The sequence below is a fragment of the Kitasatospora sp. NPDC058162 genome (assembly GCF_042884005.1).
Taxonomy (GTDB): domain Bacteria; phylum Actinomycetota; class Actinomycetes; order Streptomycetales; family Streptomycetaceae; genus Kitasatospora.
In genome coordinates, this window is record NZ_JBHVUS010000064.1 from 1 (window position 1) to 25,630 (window position 25,630).

Here is a 25,630-nt window from a genome sequence, read left to right on the forward strand (position 1 = left end):
GGGCGGCGCCGCGGCCGTCGGACACGGTGGTGCCGCCCGGTGCGGCGCCCTGGCCCCCGGCGGCCCGCTGGAGGGGCGGCTGCCCCGCCGACGGCCCCGCGGCGCCCGACTGCTGCTCCTGGGGCGCCTGCCGGTCGCCCTGGGCCCCCTGGGCGGCCTCGGTGCCCTCGGCACCGTCGCTGCCGTTGACGGTCCGCGCGGTCTCCGGTCTGGATGCCTCGGCGGCCGGACGCGGGGCGAGGGACGGCGACAGCGCCATCCCGCCGGTGGTCCGGAACAGCTCGTCGGCACCCGGGAGACTCACTCGGCGGGGCGGCACCGGTCGAGCACCTCCCTGGCGAGCTGACGGTAGGCGGCGGCCCCGACCGAGTTGGTCGCGTACGTCGTGATCGGCTCGCCGGCGACGGTGGTCTCCGGGAAGCGCACGGTCCGCCCGATGACGGTGTGGAAGACGTGCTCGCCGAACGCCTCGACGACCCGCGCCAGCACCTCGCGGCTGTGCACGGTGCGCGAGTCGTACATGGTCGCGAGGATGCCGTCCAGGCGCAGCTCGGGGTTGAGCCGCTCGCACACCTTCTCGATGGTCTCGGTCAGCAGCGCGACGCCGCGCAGCGCGAAGAACTCGCACTCCAGCGGGACGATCACGCTGTGAGCGGCCGTCAGCGCATTGACCGTCAGCAGGCCCAGCGAGGGCTGGCAGTCGATGATGACGTAGTCGTAGTCCGGCAGCAGCGGCTTGAGGGCGCGCGCCAGCGCGGACTCCCGGGCCACCTCGCTGACCAGCTGCACCTCGGCGGCCGAGAGGTCGATGTTGGAGGGCAGCAGGTCCATGCCCGGGACCGCGGTCTTGAGCAGCACCTCATCGGCCGTCAGGCCCCGCTCCATGAGCAGGTTGTAGACGGTGACGTCGAGCTCCATCGGGTTGACCCCGAGGCCGACCGAGAGCGCGCCCTGCGGGTCGAAGTCGACGAGCAGCACCCGGCGGCCGTACTCGGCCAGCGCCGCGCCCAGGTTGATGGTCGACGTGGTCTTGCCGACGCCGCCCTTCTGGTTGCACATGGCGATGATCTGGGCGGGGCCGTGCTCGGCCACCGGCGCGGGGATCGGGAAGTAGGGCAGCGGACGGCCGGTCGGGCCGACCCGCTCGCGGCGCTGGCGCGCGGCGTCGGGGGCCAGCGTGGCGGCGTACTCCGGGTCCGGCTCGTACTCGGCGTCCGGGTCGTCGTAGGCGCCGTAGGCGAACTCGCCGTAGGCCAGGCCGTAGGCCGCCAAGTCGGCGTCGTGATCGGTCACCGTGGTCACCTGCGCTGTGTTCTGGCGTGCTTCGAAGGTACGGAGTGCGACCGAGCCGACCTCGGCCGAGCCCACGGAGGCCTGCCGGGCCCCGGGCTCCTCACTCGGCTGGCCGGCGGTGAGCTCCGCCAGTCCTGGCTGACCACCCCCGGGAGCAATTGTCGACTCATTCACAAGTCGTCTTACCTCCTTGGGGATCCAGGACTCTATGTCGATTCGTCAGCGTGGCAGCATGCCGACGGTTTGCGACTCTAGGCCGTTCAAGGCGTTCGCAGCAACACAATCCACGGTAGTGGGCACGATGTGTCGACTATCGGGCGGGCTGCTGTCAAGGGATGAGCAGGCCGATGACCCTAACGTTTCTGCGGGAGGCCGAGGGTCGGGTGACGCCACCGACGGAAATTGACGACAGAGCGACCCGCCCGGTCCATCCGCTGTTCACGGGCATGGTGAAGCCCCCGACCCGAGTGGATCGGGTCGGGGGCGAACGACCGCCGCGCGGTCAGGGGGTTCAGGCGAGCACGGTCTCCAGCGTGACCGACTCCAGGCCGAAGGCCTCGGCCACGGCCGGGAAGGTGATCTGGCCCTCGTGGACGTTCAGGCCCTTGGCGAGCGCCGCGTCACGGCGCAGCGCCTCCTTCCAACCGCGGTTCGCCAGCTCCAGCACGTACGGGAGGGTGGCGTTGGTCAGCGCGTAGGTGGAGGTGTTCGGGACGGCGCCCGGCATGTTGGCCACGCAGTAGAAGACCGAGTTGTGGACCTGGAAGGTCGGGTCGTCGTGCGTGGTCGGGTGCGAGTCCTCGAAGCAGCCGCCCTGGTCGATGGCGATGTCGACGAGCACGGAGCCCGGCTTCATCCGGGAGACCAGCTCGTTGGTGACCAGCTTCGGGGCCTTGGCGCCCGGGATCAGCACGGCGCCGATGACCAGGTCGGCGTCCAGGACGGCCTTCTCCAGCTCGAAGGAGTTGGACATGATGGCCTTGATCTTGGTGCCGAAGATCCGGTCGGCCTCGCGCAGCTTGTTGATGTCGCGGTCCAGCAGGGTCACGTCGTAGCCCATGCCGATGGCGATGGTGGCCGCGTGCCAGCCGGAGACGCCGCCGCCGATGACGACGGCCTTGGCCGGGTGGGTGCCGGGCACGCCGCCGGGCAGCACGCCGCGGCCGCCGGCCGGACGCATCAGGTGGTACGAGCCGACCTGCGGGGCCAGCCGGCCCGCGACCTCGGACATCGGGGCGAGCAGCGGCAGCGCGCCGTTGCCCAGCTGCACGGTCTCGTACGCGATGGCGGTGGTGCCGGAGGCGACCAGCGCGTCGGTGCCGGCCCGGTCGGCCGCCAGGTGCAGGTACGTGAAGAGGGTCTGGCCCTTCCGCAGCCGGTGGTACTCGGAGGCGATGGGCTCCTTGACCTTCAGCAGCAGGTCGGCGGTGGCCCACACCTCGTCGGCGGTGGGGAGGATCGCGGCGCCGGCGGCCACGTACTCCTCGTTGGGGATCGAGGAGCCGAGACCGGCGTTGTCCTCGATGTAGACCTCGTGGCCGTTGCGGACCAGCTCATGCACGCCGGCGGGCGTGATGGCCACGCGGTACTCGTGGTTCTTGACCTCGCGGGGGATGCCGACCTTCACGACTGAACACGTCCTCTTGCCATGGGGGTCCCGACCGGAGAAGACCGGTGGGCGACGCGCACGTGGGGAAGCCTCCGGGCATGCCGGGGCAGGGGATCGCTGCGCGACTGGGTTCGAGTGTAATGAAGCCCAGGCGGCCTGTCAGCCTTCCAAATCTAACAATTTCGACGAAGGCATTGGCAGGTTCGTAGGCTTCCACTGGAACTTACCTGTCATAGGTGTCGTAACAGGGCACTTTCGACGATACCTCCGAAACCGCCCTCACCACCCGCCGTCGACGCGTTCCCGCAGGTCGGCGAGGGCGCTGCCGACCGCCTCCCGGCCGCGCTCGTCGCCGATCCGGCGCAGCACGGCCAGCGCGGCCCGGTACTCCCGGTCGGCCTCCTCGAAGCGGCGCTGCGCGGTGTGCGCCTCGGCCACCCGGGCCAGCAGCCGGGCCTCCGCCGCGTGGTCGCCCAGCGACTGCCGCAGCCCGAGCGCCCGCCCATACCAGTCGGCGGCGCGCACCGCGTCACCGAGCGCCCGGTGGCAGCCCGCCGCGCCCTCCAGGGCCCGGGCGCAGAGCGGTTCGTCGCCGACCGCACGGGCGTGCTCCAGGGCGGCCCGGTAATGCGCGGCGGCCTGCTCCCAACGGCCCGCCGACACCTGGAGGTCGCCCAGGTTGAGCAGCGCCGCCGAGGCCCTGCGGGGGCGGCCGTTGCGCTCGGCGACGGTCAGCACCAGCTCGTGCAGCCGGTAGAGGTCGGCCGGGGCGGCCGCACCGGTCAGCGGCAGCGCCCGCAGCAGCGCGGTGACCAGCCGCCCGGCCGAGCCGTCCAGGTCGCCCTGTCCGATCGCGTCGGCCACCGCGCCGAGCAGCAGTTCGCGCTCGCCGAGCAGCCAGTCCCGGGCGTGCGCGGCCGAGCTCAGCCGCAGCGCGGCGGGCAGCGGGTCGGGGGCCGGGCCGTCGGCCGGCTCCAGCAGGGCGCGGGCCGACTCGGTCAGCCGGACCAGCCGCTCCAGCAGCCGAGCCCGGGCGAGTTCGGTCTCGGCCGGCCGGTCCTCCTGCTCCCGCAGCCGGACCAGCCGCTGGTAGAGCCGCCCGGGCACCCGGTAGCGCGGGGTGCCGTCGGCGGCCGGCGCCTCCTCGCCGAGCAGCTCCCGCTCGGCCAGCGCGGCCAGGGTCGCGGCGGCCTCCGGCGCCGGGCAGCCGACCAGGGCGGAGGCGGTGCGCGGGTCGGCGGTCTGCGCCGGGGCCAGGGTGAGGGTGCGCAGCATCCGCGCCTGGGCGGCCGGCAGGCCGCGGTAGAGCAGGGTGAAGGCGCCCAGCAGCGGGTCGTTGTCGGGGACGGGCACCGGCTCGGCGGGCTCCGGACCGGGCTTCACCCAGCCCGCCGGGCGCCCGGCCGTCCCGGCCGCCGTCGAGTCGGCCGCCTTCGTCCCTGCCGCCGTCCCTGCCGCCGTCGTCCCTGCCGCCGTCGTCCCTGCCGTCGGCGACCCGGCGGCGGGACCGGACCCTGCCGCGGAGCCGGGCCCGGTGGCCCGCTCCTCCCCCTTCTTCTGCTGCGCCTTCGGCCGCCCCGGCTGCTCCCCGGCCGTCGCGGGCCGTGCGGCCCCGGCGGCCTGCGCCGTCCGCGCGCTCCCGGGGGTCCTCGCCGCCTCGCCCGGCTTCGGGGCCTTGGCGCCCTCCGCCGGCTTCGACGGCTCCGGCTCCTCCCCCACCACCCGGCCGAGCTCGCGCACCGCGTCCGTGACCGCGACCTTCGGGTTGCCGCGCAGCCATCCCGCGATCAGCCGCAGCGCGGCCGGACCGGCGGCGCAGGCCTCGGCGAGGTCGGCCCCGCCGACCGGGTCGCAGGAGATCCGGGTGCCGCCCACCAGGTCGGCCAGCAGTTCGCCGGAGGCCTGCCGGTCCAGTCCGCCGAGGATCACCGGGTCGATGTCCTCGATCCCGGTGAGCGGCCCGGCCGTGGTGGCGAGCACCAGGCAGCCGGGTTCGTCGGCGAGCAGCGGCCACAGCTGGCCGGCGTCCCGCACGTCGTCCAGCACCAGCAGCACCTTGAGTCCCGCCAGCGCCTCCCGCAGCGCCACGCTGCCCGGCTCGTCCCGCCCGTCCTCGACGGCCCCGGGCAGCGGCACGGCGGCCTGCGGGTCGAGCTGCTCCAGCAGCAGCCGGGCGGCCCGGCCGGGCGGCACCCGCCCGCCGTCCGGGGCGGACAGCCGGGCGAACAGCACGCCGTCCGGGTAGTCGGCGGCGGCGGTGCGGGCGAAGCGGGCGGCCAGCGCCGTCCGGCCCGAGCCGGGCCGCCCGGCCAGCACCAGGACCGGGCAGCGGCCGCTCACCGGGCGGGCGGCGGCGGCCCGCAGCGCGGCCAGTTCGGTGCGCCGCCCGGCGAACAGGGCGGGCCCGGCGGGCAGCCGGTCGAGCCCCGGGACGGCGCCGACGGGCGCGTCGGGGCCGGGGTCCATCGTCGCCGTCTTCCTCGCCACCCGTGCCACTCCCGACGTCGTCCCGCGGCCGGCGCCCGACTGGTCGGCGTCCGGCGCTCGGCGGAGGCGGCCCGGGACGGGCGCCCTGTCTGCGAAGCGTAGTTCGACCGTCCGGCTGATCCGAGGTGACATCCGGTCGTACGAACCGGCAAATCACCCCAAGGAATCAACCCGGGCGCCCCACACCTCGAAGGGGGCGCACGCCTCGACGGGTGATCAGGCCTCGAAGGGGCGCGCCGGCCAGGGCGCCTCCGGGTGGCGCAGCCCGTCCAGGCCGTCCGGGGAGGTGAGCGCGGCGTGCACGGCGAGGACGCCGGTGACCAGGGTCGGGTTGTGCAGCCGCCCGGCCTGGATCAGCCGGATCAGTTCGGGCACCGGCACCCAGGCGACCTCGATCTCCTGCTCCTCGCCCTCGGCCTCGTAGCGCTCGCCCTCGGCGGCCGACAGGTCGGTCGCCAGGAACATCCGCAGCGCCTCGTCGGTGCCGCCCGGGGAGGTGTAGTAGTCGGCGAGGACCCGCCAGGTGTCGGCCTTGCAGTGCGCCTCCTCGTACAGCTCGCGCTGGGCGGCGTGCCACGGGTTCTCGCCGGGCACGTCGAGCAGGCCGGCCGGCAGCTCCCAGAGCCGCTGGCGCACGGGGTGGCGGTACTGGCGCAGGATCAGCACCCGCTGCTTGTCGTCCAGGGCGAGCACGGAGACCGAGCCGGGGTGGGTCTGGTAGTCGCGCCGGGACCAGCTGCCGTCGGGCATCCGGACCTCCTCGCTGCGCACGCCGGTGACCCGGCCCTGGAACGGCGTCGAGCTCGCCCGGACCTCCCACTCCTCGGCCGTGTCGGCGATCACCTGGTCGCTCTGCTCGTCCATCGCTCTCCCCTTTTCGTCAGTACGACACAATCTAACGCCGAACGGCGGCCCCGCGGGAATCGCGGGGCCGCCGTCCGGTGGAGCGACCTGGGCCGGGAGGAGTACGACTACTCCGCGGCCGGGGCCGTCTTGATCTCGATGGCGGCCTTGACCAGGCCCGCGAACAGCGGGTGCGGGCGGGTCGGGCGGGACTTCAGCTCCGGGTGGGCCTGGGTGGCCACCAGGTACGGGTGCACCTCGCGCGGGTACTCGACGTACTCGACCAGGTCGCCCTTGGGCGAGAGGCCGGAGAACTGCAGGCCGGTCTTCTCGAGGTCCGCGCGGTAGGCGTTGTTGACCTCGTAGCGGTGGCGGTGGCGCTCCTCGACGTACGGCTCGCCGCCGTAGACCTCGCGGACGATCGAGCCCTCGGCGAGCTTGGCCGGGTACAGGCCCAGGCGCATGGTGCCGCCCAGGTCGCCCTTGCCGTCGACGATCGCCAGCTGCTCGGCCATGGTGGAGATCACCGGGTGCTTGCCGGCGGCGTCGAACTCGGTGGAGTTGGCCTCGGGCAGGCCGGCCAGGTTGCGGGCGGCCTCGATGACCACGCACTGCAGGCCCAGGCACAGGCCCAGCAGCGGGACCTTGTTCTCGCGGGCGAAGGTGATGGCGCCGACCTTGCCGTTGACGCCGCGGTCGCCGAACCCGCCGGGGATGCAGATCGCGTCGACGTCGCCGAGCTGGGCGCGGGCGCCCTCGGGGGTCTCGCAGTCGTCCGAGGTGACCCACTTGATCTCGACCCGGGCGTTGTTGGCGAAGCCGCCGGCGCGCAGCGCCTCGGTCACCGACAGGTAGGCGTCCGGCAGGTCGATGTACTTGCCGACCAGGGCGACCTTGACGATGTGCTGCGGCTCGTGGACGCGGCGCAGCAGGTCGTCCCAGGTGGTCCAGTCCACGTCGCGGAACGGCAGGTCCAGGCGGCGCACCACGTAGGCGTCCAGGCCCTCGCCGTGCAGCACCTTCGGGATGTCGTAGATCGACTTGGCGTCGATGGCCGCGACCACGGCCTCCTCGTCCACGTCGCACATCAGCGAGATCTTGCGCTTGATCGCCTGCGGGACCTCGCGGTCGGCGCGCAGCACGATCGCGTCCGGCTGGATGCCGATGTTGCGCAGCGCGGCGACGGAGTGCTGGGTGGGCTTGGTCTTGAGCTCGCCCGAGGGGCCGATGTACGGCAGCAGGGAGACGTGCACGAAGAACACGTTGTCCCGGCCGACCTCGTGCCGGACCTGGCGGACGGCCTCCAGGAACGGCAGCGACTCGATGTCGCCGACGGTGCCGCCGACCTCGGTGATCACGACGTCGACGTCCTCGGTCGCCATCCGGCGGATCCGGGACTTGATCTCGTTGGTGATGTGCGGGATGACCTGGACGGTGTCGCCCAGGTACTCGCCGCGGCGCTCCTTGGCGATGACCGTCGAGTACACCTGGCCGGTGGTGACGTTCGCCGAGCCGTGCAGGTTGGTGTCGAGGAAGCGCTCGTAGTGACCGATGTCCAGGTCGGTCTCGGCGCCGTCGTCGGTGACGAAGACCTCACCGTGCTGGAACGGGTTCATGGTGCCCGGGTCCACGTTGAGGTACGGGTCGAGCTTCTGCATGGTCACGCGCAGGCCGCGGGCCTTGAGCAGCGCGCCGAGGCTGGAGGCGGTCAGCCCCTTGCCGAGCGAAGAGGCGACACCCCCGGTGACGAAGAGGTGCTTGGTCGTCACGGCGCGGCCGTTCGCTGCCTTGCCGGAATGGGGCTGTGCCAAGAGGGGGCTCCCGTGGGTCGCGTGTCGAAGGTGACGTGGGCGGGAGGCTCGCGGCTCGCCGGGCGACGGGAGGCCCGCAACTGTGCGGGGCTCGTAGGGTCGTCGGTTCGGCTGGTCCGGGGCGTTTGATCCCGCCGGTCCACGGGATACCAGGGTAACAGTGACCTGACCGGGACGCCTTTCGGCCCGCGCTCGGCGCTCCGGGAGCGTGCGCCGGGCGCACCACCGGCGCATCATCCGCCGCACGCGTCACACCGGTCGCACCACCCGCCGGACCGGGCCAGCCGGGGCGCTCCGACCGGGCCATGGCGGCTCCTCCGTTACGGCCACCCGGAGCTGATCCTTCCGGACCATCCTGCGCCACGCCCCCGCGATGCACGGCATTTCCGCCGAATTGCGGCGCCACACGAAGCTGCGCCCGCGTGCTTCGCCCCTTTCGTCCGTCGTAAGCTGCACGGACGCATCGCGACAGCACGAGCACGCGGAGGGCGTGGGAGCGTCAGGACACTCCCGGTCCCCGATGCGCGACCGGACCTCCCCGTTATCCAGCTCCTCCCCACCCACCTCAGGGGCTCGACCGAGCCCCGCGCGGACACTCCAGCAAGGCCCGCCACCACCCCCCGGCGGGCCGGACGTCCCGGGGTGAACCTCCGGCCCCGCAGACCGCTCGCTCCATGGGTTCGCCGATGCCCTGACCACATTGCGAACTGGAGATCCACGTGGCCGGCCGTATCGAGGACTACGCACTCATCGGGGACATGCAGACCGCTGCCCTGGTCAGCAGGGACGGGGCGGTGGACTGGCTCTGCCTCCCCCGCTTCGACTCGCCGGCGGTGTTCGCCGGCCTGCTGGGCACCGATGAACACGGCTTCTGGCGGATCGGCCCGGCCGAGGCCGTGGCGACCGACCTCCCCGCCCCCGCCGCCGCTCCCGCCCGGGCCGACCTGCCCCGCTTCACCGACACCGCCGCCCTGCGCGTCCCCCCGCCCACCGCCGCCGCCCCCGCCGTGCCCGCCGACCGGCGCCGCTACCGGGGCGACTCGCTGATCCTTGAGCAGGAGTGGGACTCCCAGGGCGGCACCGTCCGGGTGATCGACTTCATGCCGCCGCGCCCGCTGGCCGGCAAGGACTCCGTGCCCCAGATGATCCGGATCGTCGAGGGCGTGGCCGGCACCGTGCGGATGCGCTCGGCGCTGCGGATGCGCTTCTCGTACGGCCGGATCGTCCCCTGGGTGCACCGGGTCGAGCAGGCCGACGGCGGCCACCGCACCGTCGCCGTCGCCGGGCCCGACTCGGTCTGGCTGGACGGCGAGGCCGAGACCTACGGGCGCGACCTCACCACCTACGCCGACTTCACCGTCCGGGCCGGCGAGCGGATCGCCTTCGCGCTCACCTGGCAGGCCTCCCACCTGGAGCCCCCGGCCGTCCCGGACGCCGAGGCGATGCTCGACGCCACCGCGGACTTCTGGCACGACTGGGCCGACCAGTGCACCTACCAGGGCCCCTACCGCGAGGCCGTGGTCCGCTCGCTGATCACCCTCAAGGGCCTCACCTACGCCCCCACCGGCGGCATCGTCGCCGCCCCCACCACCTCGCTGCCCGAGGACATCGGCGGCGAGCGCAACTGGGACTACCGCTACACCTGGCTGCGCGACGCCGCGATCACCCTCTCCTCGCTGCTGCGCACCGGCTACCGCGAGGAGGCCCGCGCCTGGCGCGAGTGGCTGCTGCGCGCGGTCGCCGGCGACCCGGAGAACCTGCAGATCATGTACGGCATCGCCGGCGAGCGCGAGCTCACCGAGTCCTCGCTGGACTGGCTGCCCGGCTACGAGGGCTCACTGCCCGTGCGGGTCGGCAACGGCGCCGCCGGACAGCTCCAACTCGACGTCTACGGCGAGGTGGTGGAGGCCCTGCACCTGGCCCACATGACCGGCCTGGTCCGCAACGACCACGCCCACCACCTCCAGCTGCGGCTGATCGAGTACCTGGAGGACCACTGGCAGAACCCGGACGAGGGCATCTGGGAGGTCCGCGGCCCGCGCCGGCACTTCGTCCACTCCAAGGTGATGGCCTGGGTCGCCGTCGACCGCACCATCAAGCTGCTGGAGCAGACCCCCGAGGACGCCCCCTCCGACGGCCAGCTGGAGCGCTGGCGCGAGCTGCGCGAGACCATCCACCGGGACGTCTGCGAGAAGGGCTACGACCCGGAGCGCAACACCTTCACCCAGTACTACGGCGGCCGGGAGCTCGACGCCTCGCTGCTGCTCATCCCCCAGGTCGGCTTCCTCCCGCCGGACGACAAGCGGGTGATCGGCACCATCGAGGCGATCCAGCGCGAACTGTCCACCGAGGACGGCTTCGTGCTGCGCTACCCGACCCACGACGAGTCCGGCAACAACGTGGACGGCCTGTCCGGGCACGAAGGGGCCTTCCTGGCCTGCTCGTTCTGGCTGGCCGACGACCTCGCCATGATCGGCCGGGTGCAGGAGGCGCGCGAACTGTTCGACAAGCTGCTGTCGCTGCGCAACGACGTCGGGCTGCTCGCCGAGGAGTGGGACCCGCGGCTCAAGCGCCAGGTCGGCAACTTCCCGCAGGCGTTCAGCCACGTCCCGCTGATCGACACCGCGCTGCGGCTGACCGCCTGCGGCGCCGCCTACCTGTCGGCCCAGCCGGACGGCGCCGAGGGCGACCGGACCGCGGACCGCGCGGAGCGGGCGACCGTCTGAGGGCTCAGCCCCGCTGCACCAACTCGTCGTAGGTGCTGAGCACCTGGGCGACGGTGGCGGCCTCGTCCGGCCAGGTCTCGGCCTGCTGCCGGCCGGCCGCCACCAGCTGCTCGCGGCGGGCCGGGTCGGCGAGCAGCCCGCGCACCGCCCGTCCGAGCGCCGAAGGGTCCCCCGACGGCACCAGCAGGGCGGCGTCGCCGACCAGTTCGGGGATGCCGCCGACGGCGGTGGCGACCACCGGCACGCCGGCCCGCATCGCCTCCTGGACCACCAGCGAGCGGGCCTCCCAGCGGCTGGAGACCGCCACCACGTCCGCGGCGGCCAACAGGTCGGGCACGTCGGTGCGGTAGCCGAGCAGCCGCACCGGCAGCTTCTCGGCGGTCACCCGCTCGCGCAGCGGGCCCGCCTCCGGGCCGTCCCCGGCCAGCAGCACCAGCGGCTCCGGGTCCAGCGCGGACAGCTCGGCGGTGGCGTCCAGCAGCACCCCGAAGGCCTTCTGCGGGACGAGCCGGCCGACCGCCAGCACCAGCGGGCGGTCCGGGCCGTCGCCGAGCAGCGCGGCGCGCGCCTCGGACCGGCCGAGTCGGCCCTCGGGCATCGGCGGGGCGGCCACCGGGCCCAGCCGGGCGTCGGTGGCGCCCAGTTCACGGGCCCGGGCGACCAGGTCGGAGGAGGCGCCCAGGACGAGGTCGGCGGCGCGCGCCACCCGGCGCTCCATCAGCCGTTGCAGGCGCCGCTCCATGCCGGTGGCCAGCAGCGCGTGGTGCGAGGTGACCACCAGCGGGGTCTCCGGACGCAGCCCCGGGAAGCGGCCGGCGGTGCGCAGGGCGAGGTCGGACAGCAGGCCGGCCCGCAGCCCGTGGGCGTGCACCACGTCGGCGCCGGTGAAGGCCCGGCGCAGCTCGCCGATCGCGGTGGCGTCGCTGCGGGCGCCCGCGGTGGGGGTGATGTCGACGGTGTGGAACCGGGCGCCGGTGCGGGAGAAGCCGAACAGCGCGTCCGTGCCGGCCGGTGCGCAGACCGTGACGGTCACCCCGTGCGCGACCAGGCCCTGGGCCAGGGAACGCACGTGCGCACCGATGCCGCCGGTGCTGGCGGCCAGGACGAGTACCACGTGCAGCTGCCCCGGTTCCGGGGCGGCCGCGGTGGCCCGGGCGGCGGAATGGTCCACGTCGTCTCGCATCCGACTCGATCAGGTTCGCGCGCCGCTTCGCGAGGATTGCCCGCCCGGCGGCGCTCGGGACTGGAAAGCCAGTGTCCAGCCGCCACCATGCCAGGTCGGCGGCCCTCTTGGACAGTCGGCGCCACCGGGGGCGCGTCGCCGTCCTCGCGGGGAGGGCCGCCGGTCGTCGCTACCGGTGGCGGGGGGCCCTGGCGGCGGCCAGCAGCTCCTCGGCGTGGGCGCGGCCCAGCTCCGAGTCCTCCAGCCCGGCCAGCATCCGGGAGAGTTCCCGCACCCGCTCCTCGTCGTTCAACACCTTGACACCGGAACGGGTCACGGTGCCGTCGTGGGTCTTCTCCACCACCAGGTGCCGGTCCGCGAAGGCGGCGACCTGCGGCAGGTGGGTGACCACCACGACCTGGGCGGATTCCGCCAGTTTGGCCAGTCGGCGGCCGATCTCCACCGCGGCCTTGCCGCCGACGCCAGCGTCCACCTCGTCGAACAGGTAGGTGGGGACGGGGTCCGCGCCCGCGAAGACCACCTCGACGGCGAGCATCACCCGGGAGAGCTCACCGCCCGAGGCGCCCTTGGCGATCGGGCGCGGCTGGGCGCCCGGGTGCGGGGCGAGCAGCACCTCGACCTCGTCCACGCCGTGCGGCCCGTACGCGACGGTCCGGCCGTCCAGCTCGATGCCGGCCAGGTCGTCGACCCGGGAGATCGAGAAGGTCACCCGGGCGTGCGGCATGGCGAGTTCGGCGAGCTCCGCGGAGACGGCCTCGGCGAAGCGACCGGCGGCCGCCTGCCGGGCGGCCGAGACCTCGGCCGCGAGCTCGGCCAACTCGGCCCGCAGCTCGGTCTCCTGGGCGCCGAGCTGGTCGATCCGCTCGTCGTCGCCGTCGAGTTCGGCGAGCCGGGCGGAGCCGTCCTCGGCCCAGGCGATCACCTCGGCGAGGGTGTTCTCCCCGCCGCCGTACTTGCGCAGCAGCTGGGCCAGCACGGACCGGCGGTCCTCGACCGCGGCCAGGCGCACCGGGTCGGCGTCCAGGTCGTCGGCGTAGCCCGCGAGGTCCCCGGCGACGTCGGCCAGCAGGTAGCCGACCTCGTTCAGCCGGTCGGCGAGGCCGGCCAGCCGCTCGTCGTGGTGGCGCACGGCGTCCAGGGCGCGCCGGGACTGGGCGAGCAGGGTGCCCGCGTCCAGCGCCTCCGGGTCGGCCGGGTCGCCGGCCAGGGCGGCGTGGGCGAGGGTCGCGGCGGAGGACAGCGCGTCGGCGTGGCCGAGCCGCTCGGCCTCGGCGGCCAGCTCGACGTCCTCCCCGGCCACCGGCTCGGCGGCGGCGATCTCGTCCAGGCCGAAGCGCAGCCGGTCGGCCTCCTGGGCCCGCTCACGGGCCCGGGTGGTCAGCTCCTCCAGGGTGGCCGCGACCTCCCGCAGGGCGCGGTAGGTCTCCCGGTAGCGGGCCAGCGGCTCGGCCACCGCCTCGCCCGCGTAGCGGTCCAGCGCGCCGCGCTGGCGGGCCGGGCGCAGCAGCCGCTGCTGGTCGGTCTGGCCGTGCACGGCGATCAGGTCCTCGCCGAGCTCGGCGAGCAGCCCGACCGGGACGGCCCGCCCGCCGACGAAGGCCCGGGAGCGGCCCTCGGCGGAGACGGTCCGGCTGATCAGCAGGGCGCCGTCGTCCAGTTCGGCCCCGGCCTCGACGGCGCGGGCCGCCACCGGGGAGTCGGCGGGCAGTTCCAGCCTGCCCTCCACCACGGCACGGCCGGCCCCGTGGCGCACCAGGCCGGGGTCGGCGCGGCCGCCCAGCAGGAGGCCGAGGCTGGTCACGACCATGGTCTTGCCAGCACCGGTCTCACCGGTCACGGCGGTGAAGCCGGGGGCCAGCTCGACCACCGCATCGTCGATGACCCCAAGATCCCGTATCCGCATCTCGTCCAACACGGAGACGACCTTACGAGGTTCCGCCCCCGGAGCGCGACGAGCGGCAACGGCGCGCGGCAACTCCGTGCCGCCGAGTTCATCCCTTCCGGGGGTTTTGGGCGGCGGTGGGCACCGTGCACCACGGCAGGAAGAGCTGCACCAGCGGACCGATCGCCAGCGCGTACACCACCGTGCCGACCCCGGCCGTGCCACCGAGCAGCAGCCCGACGGCCAGCACGGTGACCTCGATCCCGGTGCGGATCAGCCGCAGCGAACGCCCGGTGCGCCGGTGCAGGCCGGTCATCAGCCCGTCCCGCGGGCCCGGGCCGAGCCGGGCGCCGATGTAGAGGCCGGAGGCCACGCCGTTGAGCAGCACCGCGGCGGCCATCAGCGCGATCCGGGCGGGCAGGCCCTGCGGCCCGCCGACCAGCCGCAGGGTCAGGTCCATCGCCGCGCCGATCATCAGCACATTGGCGACGGTGCCCACCCCGGGGCGCTGGCGCAGCGGGATCCACAGCAGCAGCACGAGGGCGCCGCAGATGGTCACCCAGGCGCCCACGGTGAGGCCGAGCACCCGCTGCAGGCCCTGGTGGAAGACGTCCCAGGGGTCCAGGCCGAGGCCGGAGCGGAGCATCAGCGCCATGCTCACCCCGTACAGGGTGAGGCCGACGGCGAGCTGCGGGAGCCGGCGGCCCAGCGCGTGGGTGTCGCCGAGGACCCGGACGGCCGGGCCCGGCCGGGCCGGCTCCGGAGCGGCCCCGGACGTGGCGGAGGTCGTGGGGGTGGTCATGGGGGTGGACGTGGACGCGGTCGTGGTGGCCACTGCTGCTCCTGCCGGCGGTGCTGCACCCCGGGGCGGCCCCGGTGATGGCGGCTCGGTGGCCGCCCTGTCATCATGAAGGGGCCAAAGCGGCCCTCGACAGGGCCAATTCCGAGCAAGTGGACTGATGACCGTGGCCGACTGGCACACCACCGTCTCCCCGCCCGCCCTGGCCCGGCTGCTCGCCGCCACGCGACTGCCCGAGCCGGCCACCGCGCGCCGCCCCGCCTACCGCACCCTCGCCGGGCAGATCCGGCTGCTGGTCACCGAGGGCCGGCTGCCGGTCGGCGCCCGGCTGCCCGCCGAACGCGAGCTCGCCTCCGCCCTGGAACTCAGCCGCACCACCGTCGCCACCGCCTACGAGGCCCTGCGCGGCGACGGCTACCTGCTCAGCCGCCGCGGCGCCGGCAGCTGGACCGCCCTGCCCGAGGGCGCCCCGCCGCCCAGCGACGCCCTGCACCCCGTCCCGCCGGACGAACAGGGCCGCACCCTCGACCTCGGCGTCGCCGCCCTGCCCGCCCCGCAGCCCTGGCTCGGCCAGGCCGCCGCCCGGGCCGTCGAACTGCTGCCGCACTACGCCGCCGGGCACGGCCACTACCCCACCGGCGTCCCGGTGCTGCGCGAGGCCGTGGCCCGCCGCTACACCGAGCGCGGGCTGCCCACCACCCCCGACCAGATCCTCATCACCACCGGCGCGATGGGCGGCCTGCACCTGGTCCAGCGGGTCCTGGTCGGCCGCGGCGACCGGGTCGCCGTCGAGGCCCCGAGCTACGCCCACACCCTCCAGGCCCTGCGCCTCACCGGAGCCCGCCTGGTCCCGGTCCCGTACGCCTCCGCGCCGCCCGCCCACTGGGACCTGGAGGAGTGGCAGCGGGTGCTGCGCGGGGCCGCCCCCAAGGTCTCGTACGTCATCCCCGACTTCCACAACCCGACCGGCGCGCTGATCGACGAGGAGCAGCGCCGCCGGCTGCTGGCCGCCGCCCGGGCCGTCGGGAGCGTCGTGCTGGTGGACGAGACCACCGCCGAACTCGGTTGGGGCGTACCGGAGTCCACGCCGCTGCCGCGCCCGATGGCGGCGCTGGACCGGGCCGCCCAGGTGGTCACCGTCGGCTCGGCCGGCAAGCTGCTCTGGGGCGGCCTGCGGATCGGCTGGGTCCGGGCCGCGCCCGCGCTCGTCCGGCGGCTGGCCACCGAGCGGGTCTACAGCGACGTCGGCACCCCGGTGCTCGAGCAGCTGATCGCCGCCGACCTGCTCGGCGAGCCGCTCCCGGCCGTCCGCGCCCACCAGTCGGACCGGCTGCGGGCCACCGCGCACGCCTTCGCCGCCGCGCTGTCCGAGCGGCTGCCGGACTGGAGCGTCCCGCTGCCGCCCGGCGGCCTCTCGCTCTGGGTCAACACCGACGGCCTGTCCGGCGCGGCACTGGCCCAGGCCGGGGAGCACGCCGGGATCCGGATCGCCGCCGGCAACCGGTTCGGCTCGGACGGCGCCTTCGAGCACCACATCCGGATCCCGCTGACCGTGCCCGCCCCGGCCGTCCCCGCCGCCGTCGAGCGGCTGGCCGCGGTGGCCGCCCGCGCGGCGGCGGGCGGCCGGCTCGGCGCGGCCGACGAGGGCCAGGCGCTGGCGGTCTGAGCCGCCCGCCCGCTCCGGCGGACCGTCAGCAGGGGGTGTTCGAGCGTCCCCGCCAACCCGTCACCGGGAGCGCGAACTTGGCGACCAGCCGGTCGGTGAACGGCGCCCGGTGCAGTCTGGCCAGCCGCACCGGCGTCTGCCCCCGGCGCACCTCCACCCGTGCCCCGGCGGGCAGTTCGACCGAACGCCGCCCGTCGCACCAGAGCACCCCGTGCGGGGTCTTGGGCTGCACCTCGACCGCCAGCACCGAGTCCGGCGAGGTCACCAGCGGCCGGGCGAACAGCGCGTGCGCGGAGATCGGCACCATCAGCAGCGCCTCCACCTCCGGCCACACCACCGGCCCGCCGCCCGAGAAGGCGTACGCGGTGGAACCGGTCGGCGTCGCGCAGACCACCCCGTCGCAGCCGAAGTTGGAGACCGGACGGCCGTCCACCTCGGTCACCACCTCCAGCATCCGCTCCCGCGAGGCCTTCTCGATCGACGCCTCGTTCAGCGCCCAGTCCTCGTGCACCACATCGCCGTTGGTGCGGACGATCACATCGATCGTCATCCGCTCCTCGACCTCGTAGTCGGCGTCCACCACCCGCTCGACCACCACCGCCAGGTCGTCCCGCTCCGCCTCGGCCAGGAAGCCGACCCGGCCGAGGTTGATCCCCAGCATCGGCAGCCCGTGCGAGCGCGCCAACTCCGCGCCGCGCAGCAGCGTCCCGTCCCCGCCGGCGACCAGGATCAGCTCACAGCCGTCCGCCGCCCCCGGCCCCTCGGCCACCTTCTCGACCCCGTCCGGAAGGTCGAGGTCCACCGCCTCGGCCTCCAACAGCCTGATCCGGAGCCCCGCCTTCAGCAGCCCGTGCACCAAGCTCTCGACGCTGCGCAGCGCCGCCTCCCGGCCGGTGTGCGCGATCAGGAAGACCGTGCGTTCTTCATCGCTCATGCCGCTGCCCTCTCCCTACGCCTGCCGGGTCGCCCTCGGCCCGGTGCGGCCGCGCCATCCAGCATGACGGGCCGGACGCTCGCAGAGCACCCTATCGGGGCCCTTCCGCGACGGCCCGGTCCGCGTCCGCGGGGTCCAGCTGCGGGGCGTCCCGGCGCATCCAGAGGAAGTACTCGACGTTCCCGGACGGCCCGGGCAGGGGGCTCGCGGTGACCGCGCGCACGCCCAGCCCGAGCTCCCACGCCTGCCCCGCCACCTGGCGGACCATCTCGGCACGCAGCTGCGGGCTGCGCACCACCCCGCCGCTGCCGAGCCGCTCCTTGCCGATCTCGAACTGCGGCTTGACCATCAGCACCAGGTCCGCGTCCCCGGCCGCGCAGGCGGCCAGCGCCGGCAGCACCAGGCCCAGCGAGATGAAGGACAGGTCGCCGACCACCAGGTCGACGGGGGTGCCGCCGATCGTCTCCAGGGTCAGCTCCCGCACGTTGGTGCGGTCCATCACCGTCACCCGCTCGTCGCTCTGCAGCGACCAGGCGAGCTGCCCGTAGCCGACGTCCACCGCCAGCACGTGGGCGGCCCCGGCCCGCAGCAGCACGTCGGTGAACCCGCCGGTGGAGGCGCCCGCGTCCAGCGCCCGGCGGCCCTCGACCACCAGGCCCTGCGGCACGAAGGCCGCGAACGCCCCGGCGAGCTTGTGCCCGCCGCGCGAGACGTAGTCGGGGTCGTTGTCGTCCTTGGCCACCACGACCGCCGCCGAGGTCTCCACCTGGGTGGCCGGCTTGGTCGCGGTGGTGCCTCCGACGGTCACCCGGCCGGCCGCGATCAGCTCGGACGCGTGCTCACGCGACCGGGCCAGCTTGCGGCGGACCAGCTCCGCGTCGAGTCGGCGTCGTGCCACTGCCACTGGTGTTTCAGCTCCTACGGGTCCTGCGGATCATTCCTGGTCGAGCGCGGCCAGCGTGTCGGCGAGCCGCTGGTGAACATCTTCGTACACCGCGACGTGTGCCTCGGCCGGGACCCCGTCCAGAGCCTCCAGCCGGGCCAGCCCGGCGTCCACCCCGGGGTGCCCGGTGGGCAGCAGTTCGACCCCGATCGGCTCGACGGAATCGGCACGGCCGAGCGGCTCGACGGGCTCGGCCGGTGCGCCCGGCTCACTCGTCCCGGACATCGGGCTTCTTCGTGCTGGTGGCCTTGCGCACGGTGGTCTTCTTCGTCGCCGTGCGCTTGGCCGGGGCCTTCTTCGCGACCTCGGTCGGCTTCGCGGCGGTCGCCTTCTTGACCGTGGCCTTCTTGGCGACCGCGGTCTTCTTGGCGGCGGCGGTCTTCTTCGACGCCGCCTTCTTCGTCGCGGTCTTCTTCTCCGCAGCCTTCTTCACCGCGGCCTTCTTCGCCGCGCTCTCCGCCACGACCGGCGGCTCGGCCACCACCACGGGCGGCACCGGCGCCACCGGCGGGTCGAACTCGACCGGCTCGTCCACCTCCACCCGCTCGGCCACTATCGGCTCCGCCGCCACGGGCTCGTCCTCGAACTCCCAGCCGCGCCCGAACAGGTCGTCCGCCCGGGGCGCCGGCACCGGCTCCTCCTCCGGGTACCCGGCCGCGTACGGGCCCGCTCCGGAGCCCGCCGCCGGCTCCTCCTCGACCTCACGCAGCTTGCTCTCCAGGTACGCCAGCACCACGCCGACCTTGGTCACCTGGTCGCCGACCCTCTCGAAGGCCTTCTCCACCTCGTTGCGCGCCACCCCGACCGCCAGGTCCACCCCGGCCCGCCCGGCGGTGACGGCCTCCTCCGCCAGGGTCTGCAGCGTCTTCGCCGACGGCGGGAACTGCCCGCCCAGCCTGCGCTCGACCTCGGCCACGTCGACACCGGTCTTCTCCAGGACCGCGGCAGCCGTGTCGACGACCCGCTTGCCGACCTCCTCCACCACCACGGCGGCGGCCGCCACCGCTCCCCGCACCGACCTCGGCAGCATCCGGGTGCCTCCTCCGCGCCTGCGCGCGCCTCGCTCCGTCGCCCTCGGCACCCGGGCGATTCCGGGCACCCCACTGACGACGCTACCGCCAAAACCCTCCTGAGGTACCGTGGCCCGGCAGTCCGCACCGTAGTGACCCGGGGACGGAGGAAGCGCCGTGGCGAACGAGGAGCAGTGCCGGGAGGCGCTGGAGCAGTTCAGCCGGAACATGGCGAAGGCCGACGGCAGCGCCCGCAAGGCGGCCGCCCTCGACCGCTCACTGAGCTGCCGGATCACCGACCTCGACCTGACCTTCACCGGGCAGCTGCGCGACGGCCGGATCCAGGACCTCGTCGCCGTGCCCGGCCGGCCCGCCGAGAAGGCGGCGATCCGGCTCACCATGGCCGGCGACGACCTGCTCGCCCTGGTCGGCGGCGAACTCAACTTCGCCTCCGCCTGGGCGAGCGGCCGGATCAAGCTGGAAGCCGGCTTCCGCGACCTGCTGCGGCTGCGCACCCTGCTCTGAGCGCCGCGGCCGGAGCTTGCCCGGCCCCGGACACCCGGGTCAGAAGCCCAGCTCGGCCAGCGCCTTCCGCCCGTCCACCGGGCCGCCGTCCGCGTCCAGCGCCGTCCACGCCGCCGCACACAGCGCCCGCAGGCCGTCCCAGCGGTCCCCGGCACCGGCCAGCCGCAGCACCCCGTCCCGCGCCGCGGCCGTCCAGCCGCCGCACGCGAAGCCGCCGTCCGCCGCCGTCACCGCCGGCTGCGGGACCAGCAGGCCCCGCAGGTCGGCCGCCAGGTACGTCGGCCGGTGCTCGGCCGGGGCCGCCAGCAGCTGGGCCGGGGTGGTCACCCCGGTGAAGACCAGCAGGCTGTCCACCCCGCCGTTGAACGCGCCCTCGATGTCGGTGTCCAGGCGGTCCCCGACCACCAGCGGGCGCCGCGCGCCCGTCCGCAGCACGGTCTCCCGGTGCATCGGCGGCAGCGGCTTGCCCGCCACCTCCGGCTCCACCCCGGCCGCCGCCCGCACCGCCGCCACCAGCGTCCCGTTGCCGGGCGCGATACCGCGCGCCGTCGGCACCGTCATGTCCGTGTTCGACGCGACCCACGGCAGCCCGCCGCGCACCGCGTACGCGGCCTCCGCCAGCTGCGCCCAGCCGACCGACGGGTCGAAGCCCTGCACCACCGCGAGCGGCTCCTCGGCCAGCGAGCGGACCGCGACCAGCCCGCGCTCGGCCAGCGCCTCCTCCAGCCCCAGGCCGCCCACGACCAGCACCTTCGCCCCGGCCGGCACCTTCTCGGCGACCACCCGGGCGGCCGCCTGGGCCGAGTTGATCACGTCCGCGGGCTCGGCCGGCACGCCCAGCTCGGTCAGGTGCTCGGCGACCACCCGCGGCGGGCGGGAGGCATTGTTGGTCACGTACGCGAGCCGCATCCCGGTCGCACGGGCGACCGCCAGCGAGTCCACCGCGTGCTCGATCGCGTGCGGGCCGGCGTAGACCACGCCGTCCAGGTCCAGCAGCGCCGTGTCGTACGCCTCGGTCAGCGGGCGGTCGCTGCCGCCCGGGGCGGTCCGTCGCGCGGGGGTGGCCGTCTCGGTCATGCCTGCCCTACCTCATTCACTGCGGTTCGTCTGCTCGTCACTGCCCGCCCGGTCAGGCGTCGCCGTTGACGCCGCCGGGCTCTCCCCCGACCTGCCGGGCAGGCCCGCCCCCGGCTCCCGGCCCCGGCCGTCACGGCCGGTCGGAACGCCGGGCAGCAGCGGGCCGTAGGCCCCGGCGCGGGCCGCCAGGGTCGCCCTGGTCTGCCGCAGCGCCGCCCGGTAGTGGTCGGCCTCCGGCCGCATGGCCACGGCCAGCGCCAGGTGCTCGGCGGAGGTCTCGAAGTCGCCCAGCCGGGCCGCCGCGACGCCCCACCCGAACTGAGCGTAGTCGTCCGAGGGATCGGCCAGCGCCACGGCCCGGAAGTTCTCCAGCGCCGCCGCGTACGAACCGGCGTCGAACTGCGCCCGGGCCAGCGCCTCCCGGATGCTGCGCGAGTGCGGCTCGGCCTCCGCCGCCCGGGACAGCAGCTGCTCGGCCGCCGCCGGGTGCCCCTGGGCCAGCAGCTTCGCCCCCCGCCGGAACCACTCGTAGACGTCCCCGGCCGGCTCCCCCGGCCGCCCCTGGGCCGGGACACCACCCGCCGGCAGGCGCTCCCCCGGCGCGCCGCCGTCCAACCGTTCCTGCCCGTCCTCCATGCCGTACCTCGCCCTCGGTCGCACACCCGCCCGACCACTCGGGGCGGGCATTCCGATCTCTCAACAACGCGTACCCGGTTACGATGCCCAGAATGAGCACACCCAGTGCAGAAGACGGAGTCGAGACTCCCGTGGGCGGCCCCGGCGATCCCGGGCACGTCGCCACCGCAGGCCTGTCCCTGTCCCCCTTCCGTGGCCTGCGCTACGTCCCCGACCGGGTCGGCGCGCTGGCCTCGGTGATGTCCCCGCCGTACGACGTCGTCGACCCGGGGCGCCGGCTCGACCTGGAGACGGCCGACCCGCACAACGTGGTCCGGCTGATCCTGCCCCGCCCGGAGCCCGAGGACGCCGGCGACCGCCCCGACCGCGACACCAAGTACCGGCACGCCGCCCGGCTGCTGGCCGCCTGGCAGCGCGAGGGCGTCCTCGCCGCGGACCCGGAGCCGGCCCTCTACGTCTACGAGCAGCGGGTCCCCGGCAACGGCGACGCACCCGAGCTGCTCCAGCGCGGCCTGATCGGCGCCCTCGCGGTGAGCGGCCCCGAGGCCGGCGTCGTCCTCCCGCACGAGGACGTGATGCCCCGGCCGGTCGCCGACCGGGTCGGCCTGATGCGCACCACCCGGGCCAACCTCGAACCGCTGCTGCTCACCTACCGCGGCGGCGGCGGCGCCTCCGGCGTCATCGAGCGGACCGTCGAGGGCGAGCCGCTGCTCTCCACCTCCACCAGCGACGGCACCCACCACCGCCTGTGGGCCGTCACCGACCCCGCCGACCTCGCCGAGATCGGCCGCGACCTGGCCACCTGCCGGGCGCTGATCGCCGACGGCCACCACCGCTGGGAGATGTACCTGCGGCTCCAGCGCGAGCACCGCCACCTGCCGCGCAGCCCGTGGGACCGCGGCATGGTGCTGCTGGTGGACACCGCCCGCTACCCGCTGCGGGTCCGGGCCATCCACCGGGTGCTGTACCGGCTGCCGGTGGCCGAGGCGCTGGAGAAGCTCGGCGACCAGTGGAAGGTCAAGGAGGTCCCCGGCCCGCTGACCGCCGCCCTCCAGGCCCTCGCGGAGCAGAAGCGGCACGGCGGCAACGGCTTCGTCCTCACCGGCGGCGACGGCGTCTTCTGGCTGCTCGGCGAGCCCGAGGAGGCCCTGCTGGAGGCGACCGTGCCGCACGACCGGCCCGAGGAGTGGCGCCACCTGGACGCCACCGTGCTGCACGCCACCCTGCTCGACCACACCTGGCACGTCCCCGACGGCCCCGACGACATCGGCTACCTGCACACCGCCGCGGCCGCCGAGCGCGAGGCCGCCCGCTCCGGCGGCACCGCCGTCCTGCTGCACCCGGTCCGGGAGAGCGTGGTGCGGCGGCTGGCCGAACAGGGCGTCACCATGCCGCGCAAGTCCACCTCGTTCGGGCCGAAGCCGGCCACCGGACTGGTGCTGCGCAGCCTTCCGCTGGGATAGTCCGCCGGGCAGCGGGAACCCCCCGGACGCCGTGAGGCCCTGCCGATGTCCCCCGAAGGGGCATCGGCAGGGCCTCACGGCGTTTCAGGGCGCTCAGCTGCGGGCGTCGCCCTTGGCCTCGGCCTTGTCGGCCTCGTCCGCCTTGGCGTCCTCGGCGCGCGCCGGCACCACGCCGTCGAACTCCTCGTCGATCTCGAGGTCGTCCTCGTCGTAGTACTCCTCGACGTCTTCCTCGTCCTCGAAGATCACGCGGTCGTCGGAGACGTCGCCGCCGCGCTTCTTCGCCGGGGCGTCCGCCTGGTCGGCGTCGTCCTCGGCCAGCTCCGGGTCGAGCGCGTCGGTGAACTCGACGCCGTCGATCTCGGCCAGGCGCTCGGAAGCGTTGGTCGAACCGTCGGTGTCGGCCTCGGCGGCCTTGGCGAACCAGTCACGGGCCTCGTCGCCACGGCCGGCCGCGATCAGCGCCTCGGCGTAGGCGTACCGCAGACGCGCGGTCCACGGCTGCACGGCGCTGGAGGCCAGCTCCGGGCTCTGCAGGGTGACGACGGCCGCGTCGAACTGCTCCATGTCGCTGCGGGCACCGGCCGCGACCAGGCGCATCTCCACCTGGCCGGACTTGTCCAGCTGCTTCACCTCGGGCTCACCGGCCATCGCCAGCGCCCGCTCCGGACGGCCCAGACCGCGCTCGCAGTCGGCCATCACGGGCCACAGGTCGGCACGACCGGTCATCCGACGGGCGGCGCGGAACTCGGTCAGCGCCTCCGAGTAACGCTGCGTCATGTACGAGGCGAAGCCGGCCGCCTCACGGACGGCGGCGACGCGGGACGCCAGTCGCAGCGCGACGCGCGAGTACTGGTAGGCCTCCTCCGCGTCGCTGTCGAGCAGCCGGGCCACCATCACCAGGTTGCGGGCGACGTCGTCCGCGAGGGTCTTGGGCAGGCTCTTGAGCTCCTGGCGCACGTCCGCGTCCAGCTCGAAGCCGGTGACGTCCTCCGGGATCGGCAGGCGCTTGACGGGCTCGTAGTTGCCACGACGGTCGTCGTAGTCCCCACGGCCGCGGTCGCCGCCACGGTCGTCGCGGTCGCGGTACGACGGACGGTCGTCACGGCGGAAGCCGCCGCCACCCTGGCGGTCGTCACGGCGGAAGCCGCCACCCTGGGGGCGGTCATCGCGACGGAAGCCGCCACGGTCGCCGCCCTGGGGGCGGTCACCGCGGTCGCGGTTGAAGCCGGAGGGGCGGTCGTCACGGCGGAAGCCGCCACGGTCATCGCGGTTGAAACCGCCACCCTGCGGGCGGTCGCCACGGTCACGGTTGAAGCCACCGCCCTGGGGGCGGTCGTCGCGACGGAAGCCGCCACGGTCGCCACCGCGGTCGTCGCGGTCGCGGAACGACGGACGGTCGTCACGGTCGTCGCGGCGGAACCCACCCGGACGGTCGTCCCGACGGAAGCCGCCACCCTGCGGACGGTCATCGCGACGGAAGCCACCGCCCTGGGGGCGGTCGCCACGGTCACGGTTGAAGCCGCCACCCTGGGGACGGTCGTCGCGGCGGAAGCCGCCACGGTCGTCGCGGTTGAAACCGCCGCCCTGCGGGCGGTCGCCACGGTCACGGTTGAAGCCACCGCCCTGGGGGCGGTCGTCACGGCGGAAGCCGCCACGGTCGCCACCGCGGTCGTCGCGGTCGCGGAACGACGGACGGTCGTCACGACGCGGACGGTCGTCACGGTTGAAACCGCCACCCTGGGGGCGGTCGCCACGGTCACGGTTGAAGCCACCACCCTGGGGACGGTCGTCACGGCGGAAGCCGCCACGGTCGCCACCACGGTCGTCGCGGTTGAAGCCACCGCCCTGGGGGCGGTCGCCACGGTCACGGTTGAAGCCGCCACCCTGCGGGCGGTCATCGCGGCGGAAGCCGCCACGGTCGCCACCACGGTCGTCGCGGTCGCGGAACGACGGACGGTCGTCACGACGCGGACGGTCGTCACGATCGTCACGACGGAACCCACCCGGACGGTCGTCCCGACGGAAGCCGCCACCCTGCGGACGGTCATCGCGACGGAAGCCTCCGCCCTGGGGGCGGTCGCCACGGTCGCGGTTGAAGCCGCCACCCTGGGGGCGGTCGTCACGGCGGAAGCCGCCACGGTCGCCGCCACGGTCATCGCGGTTGAAACCGCCACCCTGCGGACGGCCGCCGCGGTCGTCGCGGTTGAAGCCGCCACCCTGCGGGCGGTCGCCACGGTCACGGTTGAAGCCACCGCCCTGGGGACGGTCGTCACGGCGGAAGCCGCCACGGTCGCCACCGCGGTCGTCGCGGTCGCGGAACGACGGACGGTCGTCACGACGCGGACGGTCGTCACGATCGTCACGACGGAAGCCGCCACGGTCGTTGGACCAGCCCCCACGCGACCGGGGCTCGTAGCCTCGGCCGTCGTCCGATCGACGCTCGGGACGGCCTTCGGGCTGGTTCGACATCCTCGTGACTCCTTCTGCTGCTTCATCTCCACCGCGGACCGGGCACCGTCAGTGCCCTCACGCGGTATCGGCGCCGGCCTCCTGGCCGTGCACCATCTCCATTGTCCGGCATGTCGGAAGCGTCCGCGCCTGGGCGGAAGTTCCGGCCTGCCGGCCTCATGCAAGTTCGCAAAACACAAAAAGGCCGCGGCCCCAGCGAATCGCGGGGGGCGCGGCCTTGAATAATTGTTCGGCGGCGTCCTAATCTCCCACAGGGTCCCCCCAGCAGTAC

General features: G+C 74.6%; 19 protein-coding genes and 2 pseudogenes. 4 read left to right on the forward strand and 17 right to left on the reverse strand.

Annotation, left to right across the window (positions count from 1 at the left end; genetic code table 11):
* The 6 genes and pseudogenes from ACFVXG_RS44960 to ACFVXG_RS44985 form a co-directional block, all read right to left on the reverse strand.
* Positions 1-304: pseudogene (locus ACFVXG_RS44960) on the reverse strand (hypothetical protein); the annotation flags it as partial.
* Positions 301-1,368 carry a ParA family protein gene (locus ACFVXG_RS44965; protein WP_030245868.1) on the reverse strand — a complete coding sequence of 356 codons (1,068 nt, stop codon included), beginning with the start codon at positions 1,366-1,368 and terminating at the stop codon, positions 301-303. The gene ACFVXG_RS44965 and the pseudogene ACFVXG_RS44960, both read right to left, overlap by 4 nt.
* A gap of 436 nt (positions 1,369-1,804) precedes the next feature.
* Complete coding sequence (gene ald / locus ACFVXG_RS44970) at positions 1,805-2,920, reverse strand: alanine dehydrogenase (RefSeq protein WP_387936317.1); 1,116 nt, start codon at positions 2,918-2,920, stop codon at positions 1,805-1,807.
* 261 nt (positions 2,921-3,181) lie between these two features.
* Positions 3,182-5,389: a tetratricopeptide repeat protein gene (locus ACFVXG_RS44975; RefSeq protein WP_387936318.1), complete on the reverse strand. Its 2,208-nt coding sequence runs from the start codon at positions 5,387-5,389 to the stop codon at positions 3,182-3,184.
* A 216-nt stretch (positions 5,390-5,605) separates the two neighbouring features.
* On the reverse strand, positions 5,606-6,253 hold the full coding sequence (locus tag ACFVXG_RS44980; RefSeq protein ID WP_387936319.1) for an NUDIX domain-containing protein: 648 nt from the start codon (positions 6,251-6,253) through the stop codon (positions 5,606-5,608).
* Positions 6,254-6,360: 107 nt separating this feature from the next.
* Positions 6,361-8,043, reverse strand: coding sequence for a CTP synthase (locus ACFVXG_RS44985; RefSeq protein WP_387936320.1), 1,683 nt, complete (start codon positions 8,041-8,043; stop codon positions 6,361-6,363).
* Positions 8,044-8,762: 719 nt separating this feature from the next.
* On the opposite strand from ACFVXG_RS44985, the gene ACFVXG_RS44990 reads away from it, so the two are divergent.
* On the forward strand, positions 8,763-10,769 hold the full coding sequence (locus ACFVXG_RS44990; RefSeq protein WP_387936321.1) for a glycoside hydrolase family 15 protein: 2,007 nt from the start codon (positions 8,763-8,765) through the stop codon (positions 10,767-10,769).
* 4 nt (positions 10,770-10,773) lie between these two features.
* Here the strand turns inward: ACFVXG_RS44990 and ACFVXG_RS44995 are convergent, their stop codons facing one another.
* The 3 genes from ACFVXG_RS44995 to ACFVXG_RS45005 all read right to left on the reverse strand — a co-directional run bounded on the left by ACFVXG_RS44995 (position 10,774) and on the right by ACFVXG_RS45005 (position 14,669).
* A complete protein-coding gene (locus tag ACFVXG_RS44995; RefSeq protein WP_387936322.1) occupies positions 10,774-11,952 on the reverse strand; it encodes a glycosyltransferase family 4 protein in 1,179 nt (392 codons plus the stop codon).
* Positions 11,953-12,121: 169 nt separating this feature from the next.
* Positions 12,122-13,855, reverse strand: coding sequence for a DNA repair protein RecN (gene recN, locus ACFVXG_RS45000; protein ID WP_387936332.1), 1,734 nt, complete (start codon positions 13,853-13,855; stop codon positions 12,122-12,124).
* A gap of 88 nt (positions 13,856-13,943) precedes the next feature.
* The gene (locus ACFVXG_RS45005; RefSeq protein WP_387936323.1) at positions 13,944-14,669 is read right to left on the reverse strand and encodes a YitT family protein; all 726 of its coding nucleotides are present in this window, start codon (positions 14,667-14,669) and stop codon (positions 13,944-13,946) included.
* 124 nt (positions 14,670-14,793) lie between these two features.
* Between ACFVXG_RS45005 and ACFVXG_RS45010 the strand changes: the two genes are divergently transcribed.
* Positions 14,794-16,299, forward strand: coding sequence for a PLP-dependent aminotransferase family protein (locus ACFVXG_RS45010; RefSeq protein WP_387936324.1), 1,506 nt, complete (start codon positions 14,794-14,796; stop codon positions 16,297-16,299).
* A 25-nt stretch (positions 16,300-16,324) separates the two neighbouring features.
* Here ACFVXG_RS45010 and ACFVXG_RS45015 read toward each other — a convergent pair whose 3' ends face one another.
* The 4 genes from ACFVXG_RS45015 to ACFVXG_RS45030 all read right to left on the reverse strand — a co-directional run bounded on the left by ACFVXG_RS45015 (position 16,325) and on the right by ACFVXG_RS45030 (position 19,206).
* A complete protein-coding gene (locus tag ACFVXG_RS45015) occupies positions 16,325-17,233 on the reverse strand; it encodes an NAD kinase (RefSeq protein WP_387936325.1) in 909 nt (302 codons plus the stop codon).
* Positions 17,234-17,324: 91 nt separating this feature from the next.
* Positions 17,325-18,131, reverse strand: coding sequence for a TlyA family RNA methyltransferase (locus ACFVXG_RS45020; protein WP_350510366.1), 807 nt, complete (start codon positions 18,129-18,131; stop codon positions 17,325-17,327).
* Between the two features lie 36 nt (positions 18,132-18,167).
* On the reverse strand, positions 18,168-18,401 hold the full coding sequence (locus ACFVXG_RS45025) for a hypothetical protein (protein ID WP_387936326.1): 234 nt from the start codon (positions 18,399-18,401) through the stop codon (positions 18,168-18,170).
* Positions 18,385-19,206 carry a hypothetical protein gene (locus ACFVXG_RS45030; protein WP_387936327.1) on the reverse strand — a complete coding sequence of 274 codons (822 nt, stop codon included), beginning with the start codon at positions 19,204-19,206 and terminating at the stop codon, positions 18,385-18,387. The genes ACFVXG_RS45025 and ACFVXG_RS45030 overlap by 17 nt, the downstream gene beginning before the upstream one ends.
* Before the next feature lie 157 nt (positions 19,207-19,363).
* Between ACFVXG_RS45030 and ACFVXG_RS45035 the strand changes: the two genes are divergently transcribed.
* Positions 19,364-19,711, forward strand: a complete 348-nt coding sequence (locus ACFVXG_RS45035) for an SCP2 sterol-binding domain-containing protein (protein ID WP_387936328.1) — start codon at positions 19,364-19,366, stop codon at positions 19,709-19,711.
* A 39-nt stretch (positions 19,712-19,750) separates the two neighbouring features.
* Here ACFVXG_RS45035 and ACFVXG_RS45040 read toward each other — a convergent pair whose 3' ends face one another.
* A complete protein-coding gene (locus ACFVXG_RS45040; protein ID WP_387936329.1) occupies positions 19,751-20,788 on the reverse strand; it encodes an HAD-IIA family hydrolase in 1,038 nt (345 codons plus the stop codon).
* Between the two features lie 12 nt (positions 20,789-20,800).
* Positions 20,801-21,424 carry a tetratricopeptide repeat protein gene (locus ACFVXG_RS45045; protein WP_387936330.1) on the reverse strand — a complete coding sequence of 208 codons (624 nt, stop codon included), beginning with the start codon at positions 21,422-21,424 and terminating at the stop codon, positions 20,801-20,803.
* Between the two features lie 92 nt (positions 21,425-21,516).
* Here ACFVXG_RS45045 and ACFVXG_RS45050 point away from each other — a divergent pair, with 92 nt between their 5' ends.
* Positions 21,517-22,887 carry a DUF1015 family protein gene (locus ACFVXG_RS45050; protein ID WP_387936331.1) on the forward strand — a complete coding sequence of 457 codons (1,371 nt, stop codon included), beginning with the start codon at positions 21,517-21,519 and terminating at the stop codon, positions 22,885-22,887.
* 93 nt (positions 22,888-22,980) lie between these two features.
* Here the strand turns inward: ACFVXG_RS45050 and ACFVXG_RS45055 are convergent, their stop codons facing one another.
* Entirely contained in the window at positions 22,981-23,847 is an 867-nt protein-coding gene (locus ACFVXG_RS45055) for a tetratricopeptide repeat protein (protein ID WP_387936333.1), read from the reverse strand.
* A 123-nt stretch (positions 23,848-23,970) separates the two neighbouring features.
* Positions 23,971-24,882: pseudogene (locus ACFVXG_RS45060) on the reverse strand (tetratricopeptide repeat protein); the annotation flags it as partial.
* Positions 24,883-25,630 lie beyond the last annotated feature (748 nt).

What these genes read in the sequence shown, in the direction of transcription:
- ACFVXG_RS45030 (WP_387936327.1), bottom strand. Translation starts at nt 19,206, where the DNA reads ATGCTGCCGAGGTCGGTGCGGGGAGCGGTGGCGGCCGCCGCCGTGGTG.
- ACFVXG_RS45015 (WP_387936325.1), bottom strand. Translation starts at nt 17,233, where the DNA reads ATGAGCGATGAAGAACGCACGGTCTTCCTGATCGCGCACACCGGCCGG.
- recN (WP_387936332.1), bottom strand. Translation starts at nt 13,855, where the DNA reads ATGCGGATACGGGATCTTGGGGTCATCGACGATGCGGTGGTCGAGCTG.
- ACFVXG_RS45010 (WP_387936324.1), top strand. Translation starts at nt 14,794, where the DNA reads ATGACCGTGGCCGACTGGCACACCACCGTCTCCCCGCCCGCCCTGGCC.
- ACFVXG_RS44980 (WP_387936319.1), bottom strand. Translation starts at nt 6,253, where the DNA reads ATGGACGAGCAGAGCGACCAGGTGATCGCCGACACGGCCGAGGAGTGG.
- ACFVXG_RS45040 (WP_387936329.1), bottom strand. Translation starts at nt 20,788, where the DNA reads ATGACCGAGACGGCCACCCCCGCGCGACGGACCGCCCCGGGCGGCAGC.
- ACFVXG_RS45050 (WP_387936331.1), top strand. Translation starts at nt 21,517, where the DNA reads ATGAGCACACCCAGTGCAGAAGACGGAGTCGAGACTCCCGTGGGCGGC.
- ACFVXG_RS45045 (WP_387936330.1), bottom strand. Translation starts at nt 21,424, where the DNA reads ATGGAGGACGGGCAGGAACGGTTGGACGGCGGCGCGCCGGGGGAGCGC.
- ACFVXG_RS45025 (WP_387936326.1), bottom strand. Translation starts at nt 18,401, where the DNA reads ATGTCCGGGACGAGTGAGCCGGGCGCACCGGCCGAGCCCGTCGAGCCG.
- ACFVXG_RS44995 (WP_387936322.1), bottom strand. Translation starts at nt 11,952, where the DNA reads ATGCGAGACGACGTGGACCATTCCGCCGCCCGGGCCACCGCGGCCGCC.